Annotated in this window: 20 protein-coding genes and 3 pseudogenes; 1 reads left to right on the top strand and 22 read right to left on the bottom strand. The window is 52.7% G+C overall.

Translation table 11 applies throughout. From position 1 onward, the window contains the following. Window positions 1–57 precede the first annotated feature (57 nt). From AC0YNV_RS03435 to AC0YNV_RS03410, 6 genes are all read right to left on the bottom strand, one after another. The gene (locus AC0YNV_RS03435; RefSeq protein WP_475765829.1) at window positions 58–267 is read right to left on the bottom strand and encodes a cysteine-rich CWC family protein; all 210 of its coding nucleotides are present in this window, start codon (window positions 265–267) and stop codon (window positions 58–60) included. A 180-nt stretch (window positions 268–447) separates the two neighbouring features. Beyond that, window positions 448–1,392, bottom strand: a complete 945-nt coding sequence (locus AC0YNV_RS03430) for a DnaJ C-terminal domain-containing protein (protein ID WP_475765826.1) — start codon at window positions 1,390–1,392, stop codon at window positions 448–450. Window positions 1,393–1,574: 182 nt separating this feature from the next. After that, window positions 1,575–3,626, bottom strand: a complete 2,052-nt coding sequence (locus AC0YNV_RS03425; RefSeq protein WP_475765825.1) for an MMPL family transporter — start codon at window positions 3,624–3,626, stop codon at window positions 1,575–1,577. A gap of 25 nt (window positions 3,627–3,651) precedes the next feature. Beyond that, the gene (locus tag AC0YNV_RS03420) at window positions 3,652–4,794 is read right to left on the bottom strand and encodes an NAD(P)/FAD-dependent oxidoreductase (protein WP_475765824.1); all 1,143 of its coding nucleotides are present in this window, start codon (window positions 4,792–4,794) and stop codon (window positions 3,652–3,654) included. Then, a complete protein-coding gene (locus AC0YNV_RS03415) occupies window positions 4,791–5,534 on the bottom strand; it encodes a methyltransferase domain-containing protein (RefSeq protein WP_475765822.1) in 744 nt (247 codons plus the stop codon). The genes AC0YNV_RS03420 and AC0YNV_RS03415 overlap by 4 nt, the downstream gene beginning before the upstream one ends. Further along, a complete protein-coding gene (locus AC0YNV_RS03410) occupies window positions 5,527–6,678 on the bottom strand; it encodes a type III polyketide synthase (RefSeq protein ID WP_475767281.1) in 1,152 nt (383 codons plus the stop codon). The genes AC0YNV_RS03415 and AC0YNV_RS03410 overlap by 8 nt, the downstream gene beginning before the upstream one ends. 213 nt (window positions 6,679–6,891) lie before the next feature. On the opposite strand from AC0YNV_RS03410, the gene AC0YNV_RS03405 reads away from it, so the two are divergent. Continuing rightward, entirely contained in the window at window positions 6,892–7,749 is an 858-nt protein-coding gene (locus AC0YNV_RS03405; protein WP_475765819.1) for a hypothetical protein, read from the top strand. 214 nt (window positions 7,750–7,963) lie between these two features. Here the strand turns inward: AC0YNV_RS03405 and AC0YNV_RS03400 are convergent, their stop codons facing one another. From AC0YNV_RS03400 to AC0YNV_RS03325, 16 genes and pseudogenes are all read right to left on the bottom strand, one after another. Then, window positions 7,964–9,595, bottom strand: coding sequence for an NAD(P)H-hydrate dehydratase (locus AC0YNV_RS03400; protein ID WP_475767279.1), 1,632 nt, complete (start codon window positions 9,593–9,595; stop codon window positions 7,964–7,966). Window positions 9,596–9,780: 185 nt separating this feature from the next. Next, the gene (fsa, locus tag AC0YNV_RS03395; RefSeq protein WP_475765817.1) at window positions 9,781–10,449 is read right to left on the bottom strand and encodes a fructose-6-phosphate aldolase; all 669 of its coding nucleotides are present in this window, start codon (window positions 10,447–10,449) and stop codon (window positions 9,781–9,783) included. A gap of 127 nt (window positions 10,450–10,576) precedes the next feature. Further along, complete coding sequence (locus tag AC0YNV_RS03390) at window positions 10,577–11,554, bottom strand: aldo/keto reductase (protein ID WP_475765815.1); 978 nt, start codon at window positions 11,552–11,554, stop codon at window positions 10,577–10,579. A 159-nt stretch (window positions 11,555–11,713) separates the two neighbouring features. After that, entirely contained in the window at window positions 11,714–12,175 is a 462-nt protein-coding gene (locus tag AC0YNV_RS03385) for a DUF2269 family protein (protein WP_475765813.1), read from the bottom strand. Between the two features lie 6 nt (window positions 12,176–12,181). After that, the gene (locus AC0YNV_RS03380; protein ID WP_475765812.1) at window positions 12,182–12,784 is read right to left on the bottom strand and encodes a TetR/AcrR family transcriptional regulator; all 603 of its coding nucleotides are present in this window, start codon (window positions 12,782–12,784) and stop codon (window positions 12,182–12,184) included. 23 nt (window positions 12,785–12,807) lie between these two features. After that, the gene (locus tag AC0YNV_RS03375; protein WP_475765810.1) at window positions 12,808–13,197 is read right to left on the bottom strand and encodes a DoxX family protein; all 390 of its coding nucleotides are present in this window, start codon (window positions 13,195–13,197) and stop codon (window positions 12,808–12,810) included. A gap of 284 nt (window positions 13,198–13,481) precedes the next feature. Continuing rightward, on the bottom strand, window positions 13,482–14,183 hold the full coding sequence (locus tag AC0YNV_RS03370; RefSeq protein ID WP_475765808.1) for a metal-dependent hydrolase: 702 nt from the start codon (window positions 14,181–14,183) through the stop codon (window positions 13,482–13,484). 109 nt (window positions 14,184–14,292) lie between these two features. After that, on the bottom strand, window positions 14,293–14,697 hold the full coding sequence (locus AC0YNV_RS03365) for a CBS domain-containing protein (protein ID WP_210039638.1): 405 nt from the start codon (window positions 14,695–14,697) through the stop codon (window positions 14,293–14,295). 24 nt (window positions 14,698–14,721) lie between these two features. Next, a pseudogene (locus AC0YNV_RS03360) lies at window positions 14,722–15,063 on the bottom strand (YugN family protein); the annotation flags it as partial. An 808-nt stretch (window positions 15,064–15,871) separates the two neighbouring features. Beyond that, window positions 15,872–16,792 carry a LysR family transcriptional regulator gene (locus AC0YNV_RS03355; RefSeq protein WP_475765806.1) on the bottom strand — a complete coding sequence of 307 codons (921 nt, stop codon included), beginning with the start codon at window positions 16,790–16,792 and terminating at the stop codon, window positions 15,872–15,874. Between the two features lie 117 nt (window positions 16,793–16,909). Next, a complete protein-coding gene (locus AC0YNV_RS03350) occupies window positions 16,910–17,548 on the bottom strand; it encodes an HD domain-containing protein (RefSeq protein WP_475765804.1) in 639 nt (212 codons plus the stop codon). A 181-nt stretch (window positions 17,549–17,729) separates the two neighbouring features. Next, window positions 17,730–18,080 carry a PH domain-containing protein gene (locus tag AC0YNV_RS03345; protein WP_210039369.1) on the bottom strand — a complete coding sequence of 117 codons (351 nt, stop codon included), beginning with the start codon at window positions 18,078–18,080 and terminating at the stop codon, window positions 17,730–17,732. Window positions 18,081–18,208: 128 nt separating this feature from the next. Beyond that, window positions 18,209–19,027: a hypothetical protein gene (locus AC0YNV_RS03340; RefSeq protein WP_475765802.1), complete on the bottom strand. Its 819-nt coding sequence runs from the start codon at window positions 19,025–19,027 to the stop codon at window positions 18,209–18,211. Between the two features lie 135 nt (window positions 19,028–19,162). Next, window positions 19,163–19,384: a hypothetical protein gene (locus tag AC0YNV_RS03335; protein ID WP_475765800.1), complete on the bottom strand. Its 222-nt coding sequence runs from the start codon at window positions 19,382–19,384 to the stop codon at window positions 19,163–19,165. A 195-nt stretch (window positions 19,385–19,579) separates the two neighbouring features. After that, window positions 19,580–20,020, bottom strand: a pseudogene (locus AC0YNV_RS03330) (ABC transporter ATP-binding protein); the annotation flags it as partial. A 126-nt stretch (window positions 20,021–20,146) separates the two neighbouring features. Beyond that, window positions 20,147–20,374 (bottom strand): annotated as a pseudogene (locus AC0YNV_RS03325) (response regulator); the annotation flags it as partial. Between the last annotated feature and the right edge of the window lie 44 nt (window positions 20,375–20,418).

Raw genomic sequence — 20,418 nt, 5'->3', positions numbered from 1 at the left:
AAAAGGGATAAGGTTCTCGTCATCCGCAGATGACAGCACCTTATCCCATATCTTGTGTCACGCCTGCTCTGCTTCTTTCAAATGTTTATCGAGACAAGTGCTGCAAATACAGGATTTTCTCACCTGGCTTGCCGGTACGCGTTCCAATAATTCTTCGGGAAATACAGCCCCGTAGCACCAGCACGAGCCCTGCGGATCTCCCGACGGATTTCCGCATTTGTTGTCCCCGCCGCAGATGGGGCAGCGTTTAACATTCTCTTGTATCATGGCTTATTCGGCCCCTGTCGAGTCTCTGAACGGACATCTGCGGGCTTCCCCGTCCTTTCTGCAATAACTGGATCTGTCAATATGAGCTGTTGGTTGTAACCCCGAATGAGACTACCGCGAAATGAAGCTGCCCTAAATCGCATCATGCGCTCCATCACAGGCGGCAAACGCCTCACTCAATCAAGCAAGCCGCGGATCGAAGCTTTGCTCCTTGGCCAGCTCGCTGTACAGCTCCTTCACCTTCTCCGAGCCTGCGCTGGGCACGGTTACCTCCACCGTAATGTAGAGGTCCCCGGCAGTTCCATCAGGCTTGCGCATCCCTTTGCCTGATAACCGCAGCTTCTGGCCTGCGCCGATACCTGGCGGCACCTTCACACTCAGCATGCTCCCGCCGGGCACGCGAATCTTCGCTTCCGTGCCAAGCGCCGCGTGCCAGGGAGCTACCAGCAGCTTCGCGGCAAGATCGTAACCATCGACCGCATACTGCGGATCCGGTTTGATCTGCAAGGTTACATACAAGTCTCCTTTGATGCCTTTTGCGGTGACGCCGCCCATTCCCTTCAAGCGGATACGCTGGCCGCTGGCTACAGATTCCGGGAGCGTGATGTTCAATTCCTTCTCCCCCACTTGAACGCGGACCTTGCCTCCCCGGACGATTTCATCCAGCGTTACGGATAAAGCGGCATCCTGATCCGCCGGATCATCGCGGGTATCCCAGCCGTCATCATTGAAAAAACCGCGCCCGGCCTGCGATCCGCCAAAAAACTGCCGGTACAGATCATCAAAGTCCGCTTGTCCCGCCTGGGAGTTGGCCGTGCGGAAGCTTCCTCCCGCCCCCTGCCCGTTGAAGCCGCCGCTTTGCCCATAACCTCCGCTTGCCGACTGTCCGGCATGAGTCCGTTCGCGCCAATGCTGCCCGTAGCGGTCGTAGCTTTCCCTCGATTCATCGTCGGATAGCACTTCATACGCTTCCTGTCCTTCTTTGAAGCGCTGCTCCGCTTCAGGCTTTTTGTTCACGTCCGGGTGATTGGATTTTGCCATTTTTTTATAGGCTTTTTTGATATCTTCCTTGCTTGCCTTGCGGTCAACGCCAAGAATAGCATAATAATCCTTTGCCTGTGCCATCGGCTCCACCCCCTACACTTGGTCAGTTAAGGTCAAACCATCTTTAATAAAAAGCACACGGCATAACGGTCATACCACCCGCTGCCAGTGCGTTATCCATGTTCGTTGTGATTGTCTTTATTATACATCTTTTGGCTAAATCAATCAAAACAGCGCCTCTGAATAAGGGCACGGCAATACCATTATTTCAGCCAACGGGGCGCCCACCAGTTCCATTTGCCAAGCCAATTCATAAGGGAGGGCACCAGTATCAGGCGAATTACCGTCGCGTCGACAAGAACAGCCGCTGCAATGCCAACACCCAGCTGCCGCACACCGGCAACCTCTCCGAAAGCAAATGGAGCAGTGACTGCAACCATGATTGCGGCAGCCGAAGTAATAATTCTGCCTGTTGAGACAAGTCCCCATCTAACCGAGTACTCATTATCGCCTGTTTGCCGATGGATCTCATAAATCCGCGATACCAGAAATACTCCATAATCCATGCTGATGCCAAAAGCCAGTCCGAATATAAAAACAGGAATCATGATCGCAATGCTGCCCGGAGCAATACCGAAGAATCCTCCCTGGAAGACCCAGACGAGAATGCCGAATGAAGCGCCAATGCTCATAAAATTCATCAGAATCGTCTTGAGGGGAATCAGAACGGAGCGGAATGCGAGGAACAGCACGGCAAAATTGGAAACAAAGATAAATGCCAGAACCTGATGGATATGGTCAAAGACCGCATCGTATACCTCCTGCTGATATTTGGCTTCTCCTCCCAACAGGAAGGGGCTTGCTGATGCAGCCCCCCGCCGCTCCCATTCCCTGAGCCAGGACATCACTTCACGTGAAGAAGGCTCTCCGGCGAGCATCACTTGAAGCGACGGATATTCACCCCTGAGTTCATCCACCCGCAGCACACGGGGATCGGTTTTCAGTGCGAGGGTGAGCGGGCCGGCATCGATCGGATTCCGGTTGTTCTGCTCCTGCCGCTCCTCCCCGTCCACGATATAGACAGTGGAAACGGAAGGGGAAACAAACTCGGCTTGATAAACATCGAAGGCCATGCGGGACTTATAGTCAGGAGGCAGGGAACCGGCATCCGGGACCGCCAGCTTCATACCTGCAACAGGCAGAATACAGATGCCCAGAAGGAATAACGCCAGCAGAGCAGACCGGCGTGGTCTGTTCATGATAAGGGATGACCATGCATGCCAGATAGGGGTCCTGCGGATTGTCCGTGCAGAGCTCCGCTTCACCTGAATCGCAGGCCACAGCATGGCCAGCAGTGCCGGAACCAGCGTTAGTGCGGCCAGCGCCGACACAACAAGCACCGTCATGGCCCCGATAGCGACAGTCGTAAAAATAGGCAGCGGGATAAACAAGATCCCGAGCAGTCCAAAAAACACGCTTAGAGCGGAATACAAGATTGCTCTCCCTGCGCTTTTCATTGTTGTGATCATCGCTTGTTCCACTACCGCGCCGCTCGTCAGCTCTTCCCGGAAACGGCTGACCAGCATCAAGGCAAAATCGATACTGAGGGCAAGTCCCACCATCGGGATTACGTTCAGGACAAAGTTCGACAGTCCGATCTGGGTTCCGGCCATGTACATGATCCCCATAGAGCCTGCAACCACCGTTAATCCAACCATCACAGGGATGACGGCCGCTGCGATACCACCGAATGCGAGCAATAAAATGATAAAGGCGGCAGGGATTCCGATTGTCTCCGCCTGCCGCATATCATGCTCGCTTGCCTGATTGACATCGGCTTGCACCGCCGCTTTCCCGGTTATGCCAACGGCCATATCCCGGTCAACCGGCAGCCTGCTGCGCAAATCCTCCAGAACGGAGGCCCGATCGCCGATCCCGATATCGGAAGATAGAAGCGCGTAGGCATAATTCCCCCTCATTCTTCCGGCTCCCTCAAGCGGGGACCATGCTTGACTCACTCCTTCTGCAGCTTGAAGCTGCCGCATCGTCCGCTCAATGAAGCGTCTGAATACTTCCGGAGATACCGATGCTCTCTTCTCGAATACGAGAATAACAGGCTCCTCGGGGATATGAAAGTCAGCTGCGAGAGTCCGCTTGACCTGTTCATTGGCTCCTGCCGGAGATAGGCCGTGATCCTGCAGAACACCAGGCAGCCGGGAAGCAAAGAACCCAAAAAAGGCCAGGAAGACCACCCAGAGGAGAAGGATTATTTTCGGATGGCGAAGCGACATCACCGCAAGCAGATGGAAGCCCATAACCATGCTCCTAACGGATGTATTTCTACGAATGATCGTTCAATCTCGTTGCCTGAACCATGCCGAATGCCAGCCGGGGCGTAAATTGCGCTGCGCCCAATACCAACCGGGGCAGCACAGGGACGCCGAACATCCATTGAAGCCGTCTTCCCCATCGCAGAGGACGCCGGAACTCGCGACGAACCGATTGTGTGTAGAGATGCTCCCACTCCTGGAGAGAAATTTTCCCGCGCAGATAGCCGCCAGCAAGAGGTGCGCACAGCTCTGCCGACCGCAAAGCCATTGACATGCCGTCGCCGCATAATGGCGGAATCATGACCGTTGCGTCGCCCACCTGGGGAACAACATTCCAGGCCAGCAGCTCCCGCTTCAGATTGACCGGCGCGACAGCCGCTTGCGTGCCCGCAGCCGGAACAGCATCGGCCAGACGCCCGGACAGCCGTGAATTTCTGCCGGCTGCGGCATGGATCATTCCGAGAACGGATTTGTCTTCTGTATGCCCGAATGTTCCCTGCCGCAGAAGAGCGGCTGCATTGACATAGCCGTCCTCGACCGGCGAGATTCCCAGATACCCGCCAGGGAAAAAATACAGCTCGACAACCGGCTCCTTCCCGATTCCCGAAAAATGGGACTTCACCCCCATATACCTGTCCTTTAAGGAACGCTCGGGCTGACTGCTGCCGGGAAGACCCGCGCGCGGATTAGCGCCCCATGCGGCAATGACAATCCGCGCCTGATAGGCGACCCTTCGCTTGCTCTGCATGGCCTCAACGAGGTATCCCGATCCGCTTGTATAGACGGAGGTCACGGTTGTGTCCGTCTGCACCTGGACACCGGCCCGCAGCGCCCCGCGGTGAAGCTCGGAGTCCAGCCGATAGCGGCTTATTCCAAGCGCCGTTCCGGGCAGCGGGATTTCCAGCTGCTTCCCGCGATTGAAGATCAGACGCGTCCGGGTGATTAAGCAAGGACCGATTTGATCCAGCGCTTCCTGCAGGCCCAGCGCCTTCAGCATGCTCTGGGATTCCGGAGAGAGAAATTCGCCGCACACTTTATGGCGGGGAAACGAATGCCGGTCAACCAGCAGCGTGTTCCAGCCCTGCCCGGCCAGCGACAGGGCCATGCTGCTTCCGGCAATTCCCGCACCCAGCACAATGGCGTCATACATCATTCTTTCCAACTCCTATGGAAGGATCGGTTAGGGCTTGTCTTTTGAATGACAACGGCATATCGGAATAAAGGCCGCCAGGAATAGGTCATATGGGGATTTTCAAGAGCGAGTTGAAGCTTTCTCCAATCAGATGAGCGGAAGCCTTTTGCCACCGATAATGGTCCATCATGCCTGATATACGGGTTTTTGGAAATCAGCCGCGCCGTAAGCCATACCGCCGACCAAGGTATAAAATGGCGGTGAATGTCATTGATCACAACTCCGAGCCGCGACACGTCAAGCAGCCTTTCGACCACCCCGGGGAGCTCGTCCTCCGGAAAGTGGTGAACAAACTGCGTTCCCGTTACCACGTCCGCAATACCTTCCTGCAGGGCAAACAAATCCTTCCGGATCACCTTGACCCGCGGTTCGTTCCGGAAGAGTATTCTGGCTTCCACACAGGCTTCCTCCGTAAGATCAACCAAAGTGACGGTCATGGCAATCTTGTTCCTGTCCGCCCAATTCAGAAGATGGGCGTTCACATCTCCCGAGCCGGAGCCCGCATCCAGAATGGACAAGGAGGCAGGCCTTCCCGCTTCCTCCCATAATTGTCTGACTCCGAGGAGTGTAGGCGCTGCAGCCGCGAAGATCCGGTTCAAGCGGCGCAAATGCCGCAGCGCCTCGCGCAGCTCCGGCCCGCCTCTTGCGAAGTCATCCATCAGTTCCGGCTCGGCGGCGCGCTGCCTCAATCCTTTAAACACTTGAACTCACAACAGGCTGCTTTTCAATAATGGTGGCCGGCAGGTAGGTGAATTGGATTATTTCCACCGTAAGCCCTGGTCCGAATGCCATCGCAAGCCCGCTTACCCGGCTTGAACCGGCTGCTTCCAGCGTCCGCCTCATCTCGTCCAGCACGAACAACAGGGTTGCAGAGGATACGTTCCCGTAATCGCGAAGCACGGTCCGGCTTGGCGCCGTCTGCTCATCTGTAAGCTCGAATGCCTCCTGCAGGGCATCGACAATTCCCCGGCCTCCGGGATGGATCGCCCATAATTCAGGCATAACGTCATCCGGCAGCAGGCGTTTCACTTCCGCTGGAATGACTTGTCCGATCAGTCTGGGGATCGCCGTGGACAAATACAGATCGAAGCCGTGAACGCCAACCTCCCAGACCATTTCTTCGGACGAGTCCGGCAGCAAGGCGGAAAGTTCCTCTCCCAGCTGGAACAACCCCTTGTGGGCGGCACGAGGCGGACCGACAATACATGCGGACGCTCCATCGCCAAAGAATGAAGCCGCGTAAAGCGCTTCCCTCTTGCTGGAGGGCTGGATATGCAGCGTACACAGCTCGACGCTGACGATTAATATATGTGCCGCTGGATCTCCAGCAGCAAGCTGCCTCGCGAGGCAAATAGCTTTCAATCCGGCTGCGCAGCCCAGAAAATTGAGCGGAATCCGGTTGACAGTAGAGCTGAGTCCCAACTGCTTGGTTATCGCCGCATCCATACCCGGAAGAAACTGTCCCGTGCAGCTGACTGTAATCAGGTGGGTTACCTCAGACGGCGCTATACCACTATCCTGAAGGGCAGCCCTTGCGGCTTTCATACCAAGAGGAACCGACTCCCGCTTGTATATTTGCATCCGCTGGGCGGTAGATGGCGCTTCAACAGTGGAATTATGCGGAAAATAACGGCAGCTATCTGCATCCTGCAGCAAATTCGGCTCGCAGGTATAGCGTGTTTCCACAGCGCACTGCTTAAAAATCCGTTTGGCCCAGCGTCTGGAATCGGAATGATCCCGGAGCGCATCGGACAGCCGCTGCGAAACGTCATTTTGATCCATTTTATAGTCCGGGACGGCCGTACCGATCCCCAATATCGCAATAACCGGAGTTGCCTGCTCCATCACCAGCATCAGTTCCCTCCTGCTTATTTGCATGCCTTCCCCGTGTTTTAAGAGAGGCTGGACATGCCGCTAACTCTATCTATTCCTATTCATTTTTCCCGCATATATGACAGTCATCACAGGCAGGGCGGCTTGCTCCAGGTATGGATAAAGGTATAAAAACAGGAAGAAGTACGATACTGGTAAGTAAAACAAGATTATGGAGATATGTTTATGAGCGCAAATTCTTATTGGTACCTGGGTTTGGCGATTCTAAGCGCGGCTCTTCTCCTCTATATCTTTATCAAAAAAAGAGAAGTGCGAAGCGTGCTGCTGTTCATAGCCATGATCGGCTTTGGATATATGATTGAGACCATTATCTATACATTTCTGGGAAGCTATCAGTATTATCCGAAATTCATTGAAGATAATGCTTATTTCGACAGCAATTTAGGCGCTAAAGCCTCAAACGCCCTGTCCCTGCCGATCATTGCCGTATTCCTGTCGTCTTTTCAGCTGGGCTGGATCTGGATACTGGTGTTTACCGGGATGTTTGTCGGAATCGAGTGGTTGTTCCGGGAGCTTCATATCTACGCCGATAACTGGTGGCGGCTGGGCTATACGGCTATTGGTCTTCTGCTTTATTTCCCCTTTGCCAAATGGTTATATCATAGCATGTTCCGCCCTCTGAGCGGATTTGTTCTCGGACTTTTGCTTTTTCTGATTGCGTTGGCGATTTCCGATACTTTGAATATTGTTCCTATTATGGCCTTCTCGAACCGGGTTTATGAGCCTGGCTGGTTCCAGAATCCGTCCCATGATATATCAGCCTTCGGAACGGTCTATTGTATTAGTATCAGTCTTTTCACGGTGATGGTTGTAACCCGATACTGGAAGCATACGTGGGTGAAATACCTGTTCGCCCTGCTGTGTATCATGGGTGTGGAAATGGCTCTGAAGGCAGCGGGAATCCAGCGGAGCCTCGTCTGGTGGGATGAGTGGTACTTCCTGCTGATCAATTTCGGCTTGCTCGCCATCACTCAGGCAATCTGCAACTACTTGATGAAGGGACCCCCGATTTGGAAAATGTAAGCGGTATGACTCTCCAATTATATGGCTGCAGCTGCCGCATCAATCTCCAAAAGAATAGCAAATAAGCATGGCGGACTGCCCGCAGGCAGCCCGCCATGCTTATTTTGCGACATGATTTGGCATAAGCAGTGAGTTTGGACGTTATTGAGCTCCCTGTGACGGGGAGTGCAAACATCGCTGCAGCCTAGCTTCATATCTGCATGTGAAACCCGGCTTACAAAGCATCAATAATATCGCCCGCAATAAGCGAAGCATTGGACCATCTGGATGCAGCAGCCCGATCTCCCGCCATACCGTGCCAGTAAACCCCGAGGGCAGCGGCCTGAATCGCATCCAGACCTTGGGCGAGCAGGCTGCCGATTATACCTGCAAGCACATCCCCCGAACCCCCGGTAGACATCCCCGGATTCCCCGTCGTATTGACATAGACATCCCCATCAGGAGCCGCCACCACTGTGCGAGCCCCTTTAAGCACAACGATCACATCCTGCTCCCTGGCAAATCTGCGCGCAATCCCGATCCGGTCACGCTGCACCTCCGGCGTGCTTAACCCGCACAGCCGCGCCATTTCGCCGGGATGCGGCGTAATAATCGTCGCTGCTTCCCGCCGCTGCCAGGCAGCCGGAGCCTGCACACTGTCATTTGCTTCAACAGACAGATCCTGTGACCTTTCGTTTGCGAGCTTCCTGTAATCGGCCCACATATTGAGCGCATCGGCATCGATAACCATCGGCGCTTCGATGCCTTCCCACAGCTCCTGAAGCCATTTCGCGTCGCCCTCCCATCTGCCGAGACCCGGCCCGATCACGACCGCCTGCTTTCCCTTGGCAGCTGCGAGCAGTTCCGGTATATGCGCTGTTCCCCATTGGCCGCTCCCGCCATCGTCAAGACCAAGGAGCATCGCCTCCGGCAGCACTCCTATCATTTCCGGTGCCAGACGCCCCGGCAGCGCCCAGCTGACCAGCCCGCTGCCGCCTCTTAATGCGGCTTTCGTGCACAATACGCCCGCGCCGCTCATTGCAGCGGAGCCGGCCAGAACCAGCACATGACCATAAGTGCCTTTATGGGAATCCTGCGGCCTGTTTTGGGGAAATTGCAGATTTAACTTGCGGGTCAACCCGGAGGTATCAAGCACATATGTCTTTACGCCAATAAACTTGGCCAGATCCTCCGTGATGCCGATAGAACGAACCACAACCCTGCCGGCTGCTTCGGCTCCCGGGTGCAGCAGCAGACCGCGCTTGCTATATGCAAGCGCCACTGTAAGATCCGCCTTCACGCAAGCATCGGATACCGCTCCGGTATCCGCATCCAGCCCGCTTGGGATATCTGCCGATATAATGGGCAGTCCGCTGGAATTTGCCGCCCGAATGAGCGAAGCGTACGGTTCGCGGGGCTCGCCTGTCGTCCCTGTTCCCAGCAAGGCATCAATAATGCCGTCCCAGCTGCGCCAGGAAATTTCCCAGGAACCGTCTTCATTCACGGCTTCCGGAAGTTCCGTCAAGCCGAGCTTCCGTACAATATCCCGTTGCAGCGCCGCTTCAGCCCTCAACTCATCAGGATGCACCGCGTAAACAATACCAACTTCATATCCCATCTCAGCCAGATGTCTTGCACAGACAAGCCCGTCCCCGCCGTTGTTCCCTTTGCCGGCAAGAATCAGCCAGCGGAACCCGCTGCCTTGTCCATTCCGGCCGCATTCCTGGCCCCGCTTGCGTGCAAATTCCACCGCTTCCTCCGCAATCGCCCGCCCGGCATTCTCCATCAGGACCATTGCAGGCAGGCCGGTCGCTTCAATGGCATGCCGGTCTATTTCCCTCATTTCTGCTGCAGTAACCAGATACATTTCATTTACTGTCATCGGATAATCCCTCCTTTCATCATTGAACTATTCATCCCCGTTTCCGGCTGAAGTGAACCGTACACCCCAATACCATCCATTAATCCATAAGCGGCAAAGGTCAAAAAAGCCCAAACCTTCTGGCAGGAAGGTTCAGGCTCCGTACGATTGCCAAGCTGTAACCGGGGGTTTTAGTTCTTGACAGCCTTCACCCAGTCGCCAGCGAATTTCTCGATGCCTTGGTCTGTCAAAGGATGTTTCGTCAGCTGCTCGATGACGCTGTATGGGATAGTCGCAATATGCGCGCCAGCCATCGCTACGCGGGTCACGTGATCCGGGTGGCGGACGGAAGCGGCGATGATTTGCGCATCCAGATTATGCACGCGGAACAGCTCGGCGATTTTCGCGACCAGCAGGACGCCGTCTTCCGAAATATCGTCCAGGCGGCCCAGGAACGGAGAAACATAAGCTGCGCCTGCACGGGCGGCGAGCAGCGCCTGGTTCACGGTGAAGATCAGCGTTACATTGACTTTGACGCCTTTTTTGGCGAGGTAGCGGCAAGTTTCCAGGCCTGCGAGGGTCATAGGGACTTTGATGGTGACGTTCTTGTCGCCGCCATTTATTTTGATCAGCTCATCGGCTTCGGCTTTCATATCTTCAGCAGTGACCGCGTCTGGCGTTACTTCTGCGGAAACAGATTCAACCTCAGGCACAAGCTGCAAAATTTCAGCAATACGGTCTTCGAATTTGATGCCTTCCTTGGCAACCAGGGACGGATTGGTCGTAACTCCGGACAAAACTCCAATTTTGTATGCTTTCTTGATATCCTCGATATTTGCACTGTCAATAAAGAATTTCATTTCCCTAACCTCCAGTATTTTTGTCTGCTCACGGCTTGTCCAACGGATTCAAGCACAAGAATACCTTGCATGAACAATGTCGCATCATCAATTATTATAGAACATATGCCAAAATAATGTAAGGGCGCTAGGATGGCAGGCGGAAGAGAGCAAAGGGCTCGCCGAAACGGAATGAACGGCTGAGCTCGTCCAGTTCTGCCGCAAGCTCCGCACCGATGGCAAGCGGAACACTTGCCAGATTCTCGGTAACCTGCCCGGCTTTAGTGGCCCCGACAATAACGGTTGAGACTGCAGGCCTGCGGATCAGCCAGGCGATCGACAGCACTCCGGGGCTGTACCCGTGGGCCTCCGCCAATCGTGCGACCTCCTGCCCCAAACGGATCTTGTCGCCGCCGAGATATCTTTTGAAATTGGGATCCTTATCCGCCCGCGAGCCTTCCGGCGCCGCTTCCGGTGAATTATATTTGCCTGTCAGAATGCCCCCCGCCAGCGGGAAATAAGGGATGATGCCCACGCCTTGATCGAGGCACATCGGGACAAGCTCATTCTCAGGAATGCGATCCGCCAGGGAATAACTGACCTGATTGGATACAAAACGGTTGAGTCCCGACTTCTCCGAGATGCCAATCGCCTTCATCAGCTCCCAGGCGGCATAATTGGAAGCCCCGATATAACGGACCTTCCCTGCACGCACCATATCGTCCAAAGCCCGCAGCGTTTCTTCAAGCGGCGTATTGGGATCAAATGTGTGGATTTGGTAAAGGTCAATATAATCGGTCTTCAGCCGTTTCAGGCTTGCTTCCAGCTCCATCATCAAATGATGACGGGATGAGCCTCTTTCATTGGGGCCGTCACCCTTTACAAGCCCGGCTTTGGTTGCCAGTACGACCTGGTGCCGGTGCCCCTCCAGCGCCTCACCGATTATTTTCTCGGATTCGGATTTGGTGTAGATATTCGCGGTATCGATAAAATTAATTCCATTGTCCAGGGCATGATGAATAATTCCCATGGATGCCTCTCTGTCCGCTCTTGTACCAAATGAATTCGTGCCCAGTCCCAGAACGGAGACCTTCACTCCGCTTGCCCCAAGATAACGATATTCCATACCAGCCACACTCCTGTCCAGATATGTAAAAAGCTCCAGAGCTTTATCATACCCTATTTGAGCAGATCGATCTGCTTGAGAAACGAAAACCGTCACTCCGATCGGCTCTATTATGATACGCGGCTGATCAAATGATACCCAAAAGGCTAGCGGCTGCTTTTAAAAAGGCTTGCTGATCATTAAAAACAAAATCACAACGGGCGCAAGCGTCGCCAATGTGCCAAATACCGCCCAATACGCGGACATTCTCCGGTATGCTTGCGAAACACCGCAGCCGCTGACCGCTTCCGCGCTGAGCCTGATCATTCCCCTCTGAAGCGGCAGCAGCACCGCGGCCCACAGAATGCCCGTGATAACGAACAAAATCAACGAGGCTGTCAGCCAGCTCATCCCCCACATTGCGTAATCTGACTTCACAGCCATCATGATGCCGGATACCACGATCAGCACAAGTCCTGGCAGCGTAAAAGCATAATCGGCCAGCATCACATTCTTCGCCGTCTGGTGAATCATAGCCGCATCGCCCTTCACATCGGCCCGGACCTTCCAAAATGCCGCTGTTATAATATTGCCCAGAAACAGCACGCAGCCGATAAGATGCATGAATAATAGAAGCTTCATGGCTTGTCAGTCCTCCTTCTTGCGTCCGGGCTGCAGAATCCCGGATATAAACCCGGCATATTCTTTCGCGCCAAAAGCGGAATCCGCGGCCCCAAAGAAGCTCCGCACCCGCAGTCCAAAAGTAATCAGCTCAAACAGCTCGGCCGTTTGATCCGGATCAAGGCCAGCAGGAATAACTCCGGCGTTCTGGCCTGTTACTATCCAGCTTTTGGAGGTTGCCACCGCCCGGGTATAAAATTTGCCGACGATTTGGGAAACCTCCGGCCGGTCGCTTTTGCCGATTAAATACATCAGAATGAGATTGGCCGCGTTATTGCGGTTCTCCAGTTGCGCAAATCCGCTTGAAATGGTATTCATCGGTCCATCGAATTCCTTCGTACCTGCAGCTTTCATGAAATTCTCGTTCTTCTGTTCAAGCTTTGCTTCGAGTACTTGGGCAAACAATTCGTCTTTTCCCGATACATAATGAAATATGGCTCCTTTGGAAAGCCCGGAGCGCTGCATAATATCGTTTAGGGTCGTTTTGCTGCAGCCTTGTTCCAGAATCAGCTCCTCCGTTGTCTCCAGCAGCAGCCGCTTGGTCTGTTCACGCCGGTCTTCCTGTTTCATCCTTGAATCCGTCCTTTCTATTGTCAGGTTGTCACAGCCTGCAGCGGAAGCCACCCGGCCAGTATGACGGCAGCCAGGAAAATAATTTGCAGTACCGTACGCGGCATCAGCGAAAATACCGGCTTGCCGCCAAGCGTGAGCTTGTGATTGGCTGCGTATACGTTAGCCGGAAACATAGCCAGCAGCATGAGCGCAAGAGCGGCCGCAGCAATGGCTGCCGTCGCGGGTATGACCATCCCTATGGCTCCGGCAACTTCCAGCCATCCGGTCAGCGTAACCACGAATGCAGGGCGGGGCAGCCTTGAAGGAACCATGGCAATCAGCTCCCTGCGAAGCTTTCCCCAGTGCCCCGAGGCAGTCAGCAGAAACATCACTGCCACCCCAAAGCGGAGCGCAATCCCCCAATCATTCACATATTCCCATCCTAACCACCCGATTATCCGAAAAACAAGAAAAGAACCCATAAGACCAATAAGCGGCGCCATGCTTCCATTCACCATCCTTAATCGAATCATATTATATTGTTATTATATATACCGACCATCGGTTTGTAAATGAGAAATCACTATTTTTCTTTCGTTTATCGTTTACGGTTTCCAAAAACAGCTCCTTCAAAGCTGGAAGGAAAAAGCCCTCAGGATCCAAAGATCCTGAGGGCTTTCTCTCTTGTAAACCGGCAGCGCCTCTCGGGGGCCGCTTAATTCTGTGCGTGGAGTTCGATCCGGTCGCCCGGTGCGAGCACCTGGCCTCTCAAGCCTTGTTCCTCCAGAGCCTTGACGAACGCGCTCCCGTCCTGGCGGATAGGCGGGAAAGTGTCGTAATGAACAGGTATGGTCAGCTTGGCGCCGTACCACTTTGCTGCCTGCAGAGCATCTTCCGGGTCCATTGTGAAATGGCCGCCGATTGGAACAAAAGCGACATCGATCTTATAACGCTCGCCGATCATCTTCATATCGCCAAATAATGATGTATCGCCAGCATGAAGAATCGTCAGTCCTTCGGCACGGATAATATAACCCGCCGGCATCCCTGCGTACATGATCCGCTGCTCGTCCTCCAGCACGATACCCGAGCTGTGGAAGGCCTGTATCATTTTGGCCTGCGCGAAGCCAAGATCGAACGTTCCGCCCATGTTCATGCCGACGGTTTTGACGCCTTTCCAGGACATATAGGTCGCAAGCTCTACAATGGCAACGACCGGAGCGTCGTTATTGCGGGCAATCGGCTCCGCATCCAGAATATGATCGCCATGCGCATGCGTGAGCAGAATAGCGTCGGTCTTGATCTCTTCCGGCTTGATAGTTGTGAGCGGGTTGCCGCTCAGGAAAGGATCAATCAGCAGCGACTTGCCTTCCGTTACAAGCTGTACACAAGAGTGTCCATGAAATATAATTTCCATTGTTTTATATTCCTCCATCCTACTTATGGTTCAACGTAATCATACCTATAAAAAGCCCCCGAGATCAAGTTGATCCCGGGGGCTTCACGATTTCTACATGAATGATGAATCAGGCCTGCTCCGGCAGCGAGATTTGACCCAGTGCTTCTCCGGCCTCGTGGGCCAGGATTTTACGCGAGGCAATATCCCCCAGCGCTACGATGCCGAGCAGCCGTCCATTGTCCACTACGGGAAGGCGGCGGACCTGCTCTTTTGCCATAATCCTGGCCGCTTCCTCTATCGTCGCGCTTGGCAATATTGTTGTGATATCCTTGCTGACGATCTCGCCGACCGTCACCGACTCGTCCTGATGATCCGCATAGCCGCGGATAACCAGATCGCGGTCTGTAATGACGCCTGCCAGTTCCTTGCCCTCGCCAATGACCGGAAGAAATCCGATATTGCGTTCTTTCATCAGCAGGGCGGCATCATGCAGGCTCGCATGGACCGGCACCGTGACGCAGTCTCTGGTCATAATTTCCTTCACGCCTTCAGAGTGGCTCAGCAGACTTTGCAGCTCCGACAATTTGCGCCGGGACACCCTCAGGACGGGCTCCGGAATCGGCGATTCATAATCCAGGCCATGCGGGAAAGTGGCTCTGCCAATATAGGCGTCTCCCAGCTGCAGCACCGCATAAGGAGATTCCAGCTTGCCCTCAATGGCTCTGGCATTGAAGCGGAGAAAATAATCCTCGCCATCGGATTTTTCTTCTATTTTCAAATCATATGTAGCCCGTGTATATTCCCACTGCCAACGAACGAAACCAAGCTTCGTCGTTACTTCGTCCAGATAAGCAAGATCATTGACAATTCCTTTAATGCCCGCATTTTCAATAATCATACGAAAAACCTCCTAAAGCATTTTTTGCTGCTTACGCGCCAATACTTCCTTCTACTCCTACATTACTTTAGAATCATCCCTGTGTATGCGGCCAATTAGGGCTAAACTGTGCCCTTTTCATGGCTATTGTTTGAATTTTTCGATAAGAGGAGAAGGAAACGCAAATAAGCTGCCTCACATGCTGAAGACAAGGCTGTCCAGCTTCAGAATTTTATCGCCTTCCAGCAGGCATCAACGGTTTGCTGGAGTTGAAGCTGCTCCTGGCGAAAAAGCCCAAAACACGTTATTTGACAGGTTCCTTCGCGAGATTTTTATTTTTATGAGATTCATATTGACGGATCTCGGCTATGACCGTTTCATATGCTCATTACGACCAGAATGACAAAATAGAGCTGCGGCACGCAGCGGTAATTATCATTTATATAGCGGCTCTCAATCTGCGTCGAAGCTTGATTATCCGTGCATCTGCATGCCAAGACGGGAAGGGTCTCTCCATGGAGTGACCCTTCCCGTTCATCGTTCAATCTCTGCTCTGCGGTGCAGCAAGATCTAAAGAAATTCGAATTTAAGCTAAATCAAAGGGGCGAATGATGCTTCCTTGCAACCCGCCCGTTTCCCTAACTCTTGTCCCCCATCTGCCAGACCTTTACCGTACAGATAAACGTCACCGATGCAAGAGCGAAGATGCAGCGTTGATCACCAACTACCTGGCCATGGTCATTCCCGGGGCTTAGAAATCCTGCCGACACTGTTATGAATAACAGTACTGGCATACAAAAACAGAGTTGTAAAACCGCCGGAAGACATTTTAAAGCTTTGTTGATGTTGGTATCGTGCGGTCGGGAAGACTTGAAACCTCAGCACCACGGTGCAAAAGCTCTATAAACTCGCGTGCCGCAAACCCGGTATACCTGTCCCGGTGATGAATGACGCCAATTTTTCTGTGTAAGGCGGGGGCATTCAATTTCAAAATTTTGATTTTATCATTATGGGCCAGATTCAGAAGCGTCCTGGAAAGAATCGAGATTCCCGCCTGCTCCTCTACCAGATTGATAATGGACATGGCTGAATCCGTCTCGATAACCGGCGTTATATGGATCCCCTCCGCGCGGCAAGCCAGATCCATCTGCTCCCGGCAGCGGTAATTTTGCGGAAACAAGATAAAGGGCAAATCCCTGATTTCGTCCATATCAGCCTCATCCCTTGCAGCCAGCGGATGGCCGCCGGAAACAACCAGACATAACTCTTCGTCGTACAAAGGAATCTCGGTGATCCGCTCATCTTCGACAGGAAGGATCGTAATCGCCAAATCAAGCTCGCTTCGAAGAATACGCTCCGCCACATCATCCGAGCTGACAACCTTGACCAGAATATGGGGATGGCTCCGATGATAATCCAGCAGCAGCGATGAGACAAGCTGGCTCAGCTCGCCCGGCAGCGCGCCTACAGCAAGGCTGCCCCGCTTGATCTTTTGCAGCTCGCTGATCTCTTCGCGTGCGCTGCTTAGACTGTTGAAGACTTGTCCGCAGTGCTTCAGCAGCAGCTGTCCCGCTTCCGTAATGGCAATCTTCTTGCCGATCCGGTCGAACAAAGGAACTCCCAGTTCATCCTCCAGCGCTTTGATTTGATGGCTGAGCGTAGGCTGGGTCACATTTAATTTCTCCGCGGCCCGCGTAAAATGCTTTTCCTGGCATATCGCTGCAAAATACTCCAGCTGCCTGATTTCCATATCTTCGCCCCTCAATCCAGTTTGCCGTACAAAAAAATAACTATCCCCACTATACAGGAAAACAACCCCCGATACCGGGGATTGTCTGATTTTTGTCCTGCTGATTCTTTTCTGGGGCTATTCCTTCCAGGGCGAATGAAGCACGCAATCGCAGAAGCTTGTCCGCTTGTAACCGGGAAGCAGGAGCTCGCATACATCGGCTTTGATATTGCCGAATGTGGTTTCCGGCTTATGTCTGAAGCCCTCCAGGAATGCATGCAGGATCTTGTTCTTGAAATCGCCGCGCGGGAATGCGGATACCACCTGCTCGCGCACCTCTTCAGAGATGCCCTCATAGTTTTCTCCCATGACATCGTAGCCTACACCGGAATAAATCATGGCAACCTCTGGCTCCTTGTACTGGGCAACCCCGATTGTCGTATGCAGGGCAATGGCATCCCATACCAGACGAACGGATTCATCCGGAACGCCATGCTGCTGCAAAAAGCTGCGTGCGGCGTTGGCGCCATCCACTTCAAATCGTTTATCCGGACTGCTGTAGGTTTTCGTCAGACCCAAATCATGAAATAACGCGCTGATATAAAGCAGTTCGGCATCGTACTTCCATTGCGCTTGCTCGCCTTGGAGAGCACCGAACAGATAGACGCGATGCGAGTGATTCCACAGCAGAGAATCACCATGTTCTCTCAGAAGCTCAGCCGCCTCCAAAGCCAGCTTGCTGTCGGGAATGATTATATCCGCTATCCTTGTCGTCATTTAGTTGTCCCCCTCATTATCATGTTGCCGCTTCTAAAGCATACTGGAAGCGATAATGATTCATCAATATTATTGTTTCTATGATTATGATAGATAATCCACATGATAGCATACAAAAAAAGAAGCTCACCTTTAGCCGGCAGCTCCATCTCCCTGCAATATAATACATCTAAAAACCGGATCAGACCTGAATTTCCGTAAGCTCATGCGTCTGGTTCTTGATTCGGGCATTCTCGGCAGCGAGGCCCAACGTATCCATCACCTTGATGCTGTCTTTAATATTCCGCAACGTATACGTAGGAGAGCTTGTGTCCGTGGAAAGAATGGTAATATCGCCTAATTTCATCATTCGCTCAAACAAATTCCGCTTCAAGGAAACATCGCGAATCCGGTACAGCTGAATTTCCTCGCGTTTCTTGGTGAGCATTCCTCTCTCCACGATAATTCTGCGGTCTGTGATCGTATACTTCGTAAAGCTCGGAATCCCGAAATTAAATGGCTTCCCTTCCCAAAGGACGTTCTCGCTAGGCATCTCAACAACTCCCTGAATAGGATGATTATGCTTCTTATTGTACAATGGATGCCGGTATAGCTCAACGAGTATCTCTTCCAGTATCCTTCCAGAAGCCGGGAGTTGTTGTAAACGCAAGGCAAGAATTTCTAATTAATCAAACGCACCATCTGCATCACCGGCCGGTTATCGCCGGGCAGCACCGCTTCGGCGGCCTGCAGCTGGGAGGATCCATCCCCGTCGACGAAAATGCCGTCCACCAGCTGCCCGTCGCCGACGGTTTCCAGAATAGCGTCCCGGAAATCCGATAATGTTCCTTCCATCCCGCTGACCACGAGATAGATCATCCCTTTGCTGTCATACACCATAGCCGACCTCAGCCGCTTATCATCGGGGAAGGGCGCATTCTCTTGATCGGCCTGCTGCCGCCAGATGTCATCGTGACCAATGCTCATGCTGATCCCGCCTTGCGCCCAGAAGCGGTTGGGGTCGGTTACCTTCAGCTCCGACGCTTCAGCCACGATCTGCACGCTCAGCTCGTCCTTGGCCCCATCCCAGGCAAGCGTGCCGCGGGGGTATTTGACATTTTCATAACCTGATCCATACTCTTCCTCTGCGCCTGCTACCGGGAATCCATCGACCATCGCAATACTCAGCAAATCGCCTTCGAAGAAAAATCCGCCGTTAATGCCATAATAGTCGGACAGGGTAACATTCTGGTCAATACGTTCCAGGGTTACGTTCGAGGGACGGCTTTTCAGGATATCAAGCTCGATGCCGTTGGACGCTTTTGTTGTCATATACTCATAATTTGCGGCCGGATGGGATACGGTCGAGCGTGAACCGTCGGATTGCAGCCGATGCAGGAGCAGCATGAAAATAACCGCAAACAGCAGGATCAACCCGCCGATTACGGCTGCCGCGATCCAGATGCGCTGCCTTGAAGATCGTGGATGTGTTGAATTCATCTTGAGCCAATGCCTCGTTTCCCTCTACATTGACTCTAGTATAACGTATTTTCCACTCCTTAAGAATCCTGCTTTTTGACAGGTTGATGCCATATTGTGCGTTTTATGGTCTTTCGTATCATTTCGCAGGATTGCTTACTGGATGCTCGTAATTTTGTTCATATACGCTCTTCTCGTGAGCAGAAAATAAATGAGCTGCATGAGGAAGACGATCCCGATGACGACCATTCCGTACTGCCAGACGCTGACTGCCATTACATTCCCCAATATCACATAGGCAAAGGAAGCATGAATGACACCAACGGCGAACGGTACGAAGAAAATGATGCCGATTTGCAAGGAGGTAATTTTCCGCAATTCCTTGTATGGTCATCCCGATCCGCCTTAGCGATTTGTACTGCGCCTGATCCTCCTGCAGCTCCGTGAACAGCTTGAAATAAATCATGCTTCCGGAAGCGATAAAGAACAGGAAGCAGGAAGCTGATAAAAATACCGATAAACAGCGTCAGAGCGCTCAGCTGTTTGCCGTCCAGATACTGCGATACTCTTTCATGACACCTCGTAGGTACGCTTGTCCAGAATGTGGTTGATATGAAGCAGCGAAGCTATTTCATTAACCCTTCTGTCGATTTCCGGATTGCTGATATTCTCCAGAACGAGCGGAAGAATGATATTCTCTTTGATTGAAAGCGTATCAAGCAGATTGAAATCCTGGAAAATAAATCCTAGCTGACGGCGGCGGAACAGCGCAAGCTTGTCGTTCTTCAGCCGGCTTGGATCGGTTCCGTTGATTTCAATGCTGCCGGAGGTTGGAGCGTCGATGGTCGCCAGCAAATTAAGCAGCGTCGTTTTCCCGCTTCCGGAAGGTCCCATCACCCCGACAAATTCACCCGCCTCGATGCGAAGATCGAAATTCTCCAATGCCTTGTACGTAACATTCCCATTCCTGGCGCCATATATTTTCGTCAATGCACGCGCTTCTAACACAGCCATTCTTTATTCCTCCCAGCCCTAAAAGTACGGTGAATACATGCAAAGCAGGCGGAAATATTCTGGAGAAGCGTTAGCGTTCGCCTTTGTAGCCCGAATTTTACAGAAAGGGTGCAAAACCATCCACAATATGATCGGCACATTGGAGATGGAACGAATTTGCCGGCACCAGTAGTAACCGTCATAATAGGGCAAATTGATATCCAGCAGAACAAGATCCGGACCGCTTGTCATAAATTCGTTCTTAACATCGCGAAACGATGCCGCCTTTACGACTTGATGACCGTATTTTTCAAGATGATCACCCAAAATATTCGCGATTTTGCGGTCATCCTCCACCATAAAAATTCGATACATGGCCTGTTCACCTTTTTGACTTTTCTTTTACTATATATGACGGA

Source organism: Paenibacillus sp. JT31N11 (assembly GCF_056269285.1).
The sequence above is the reverse complement of the archived record's forward strand: the minus strand, read 5'-3'. Positions and strand labels throughout refer to the sequence as shown.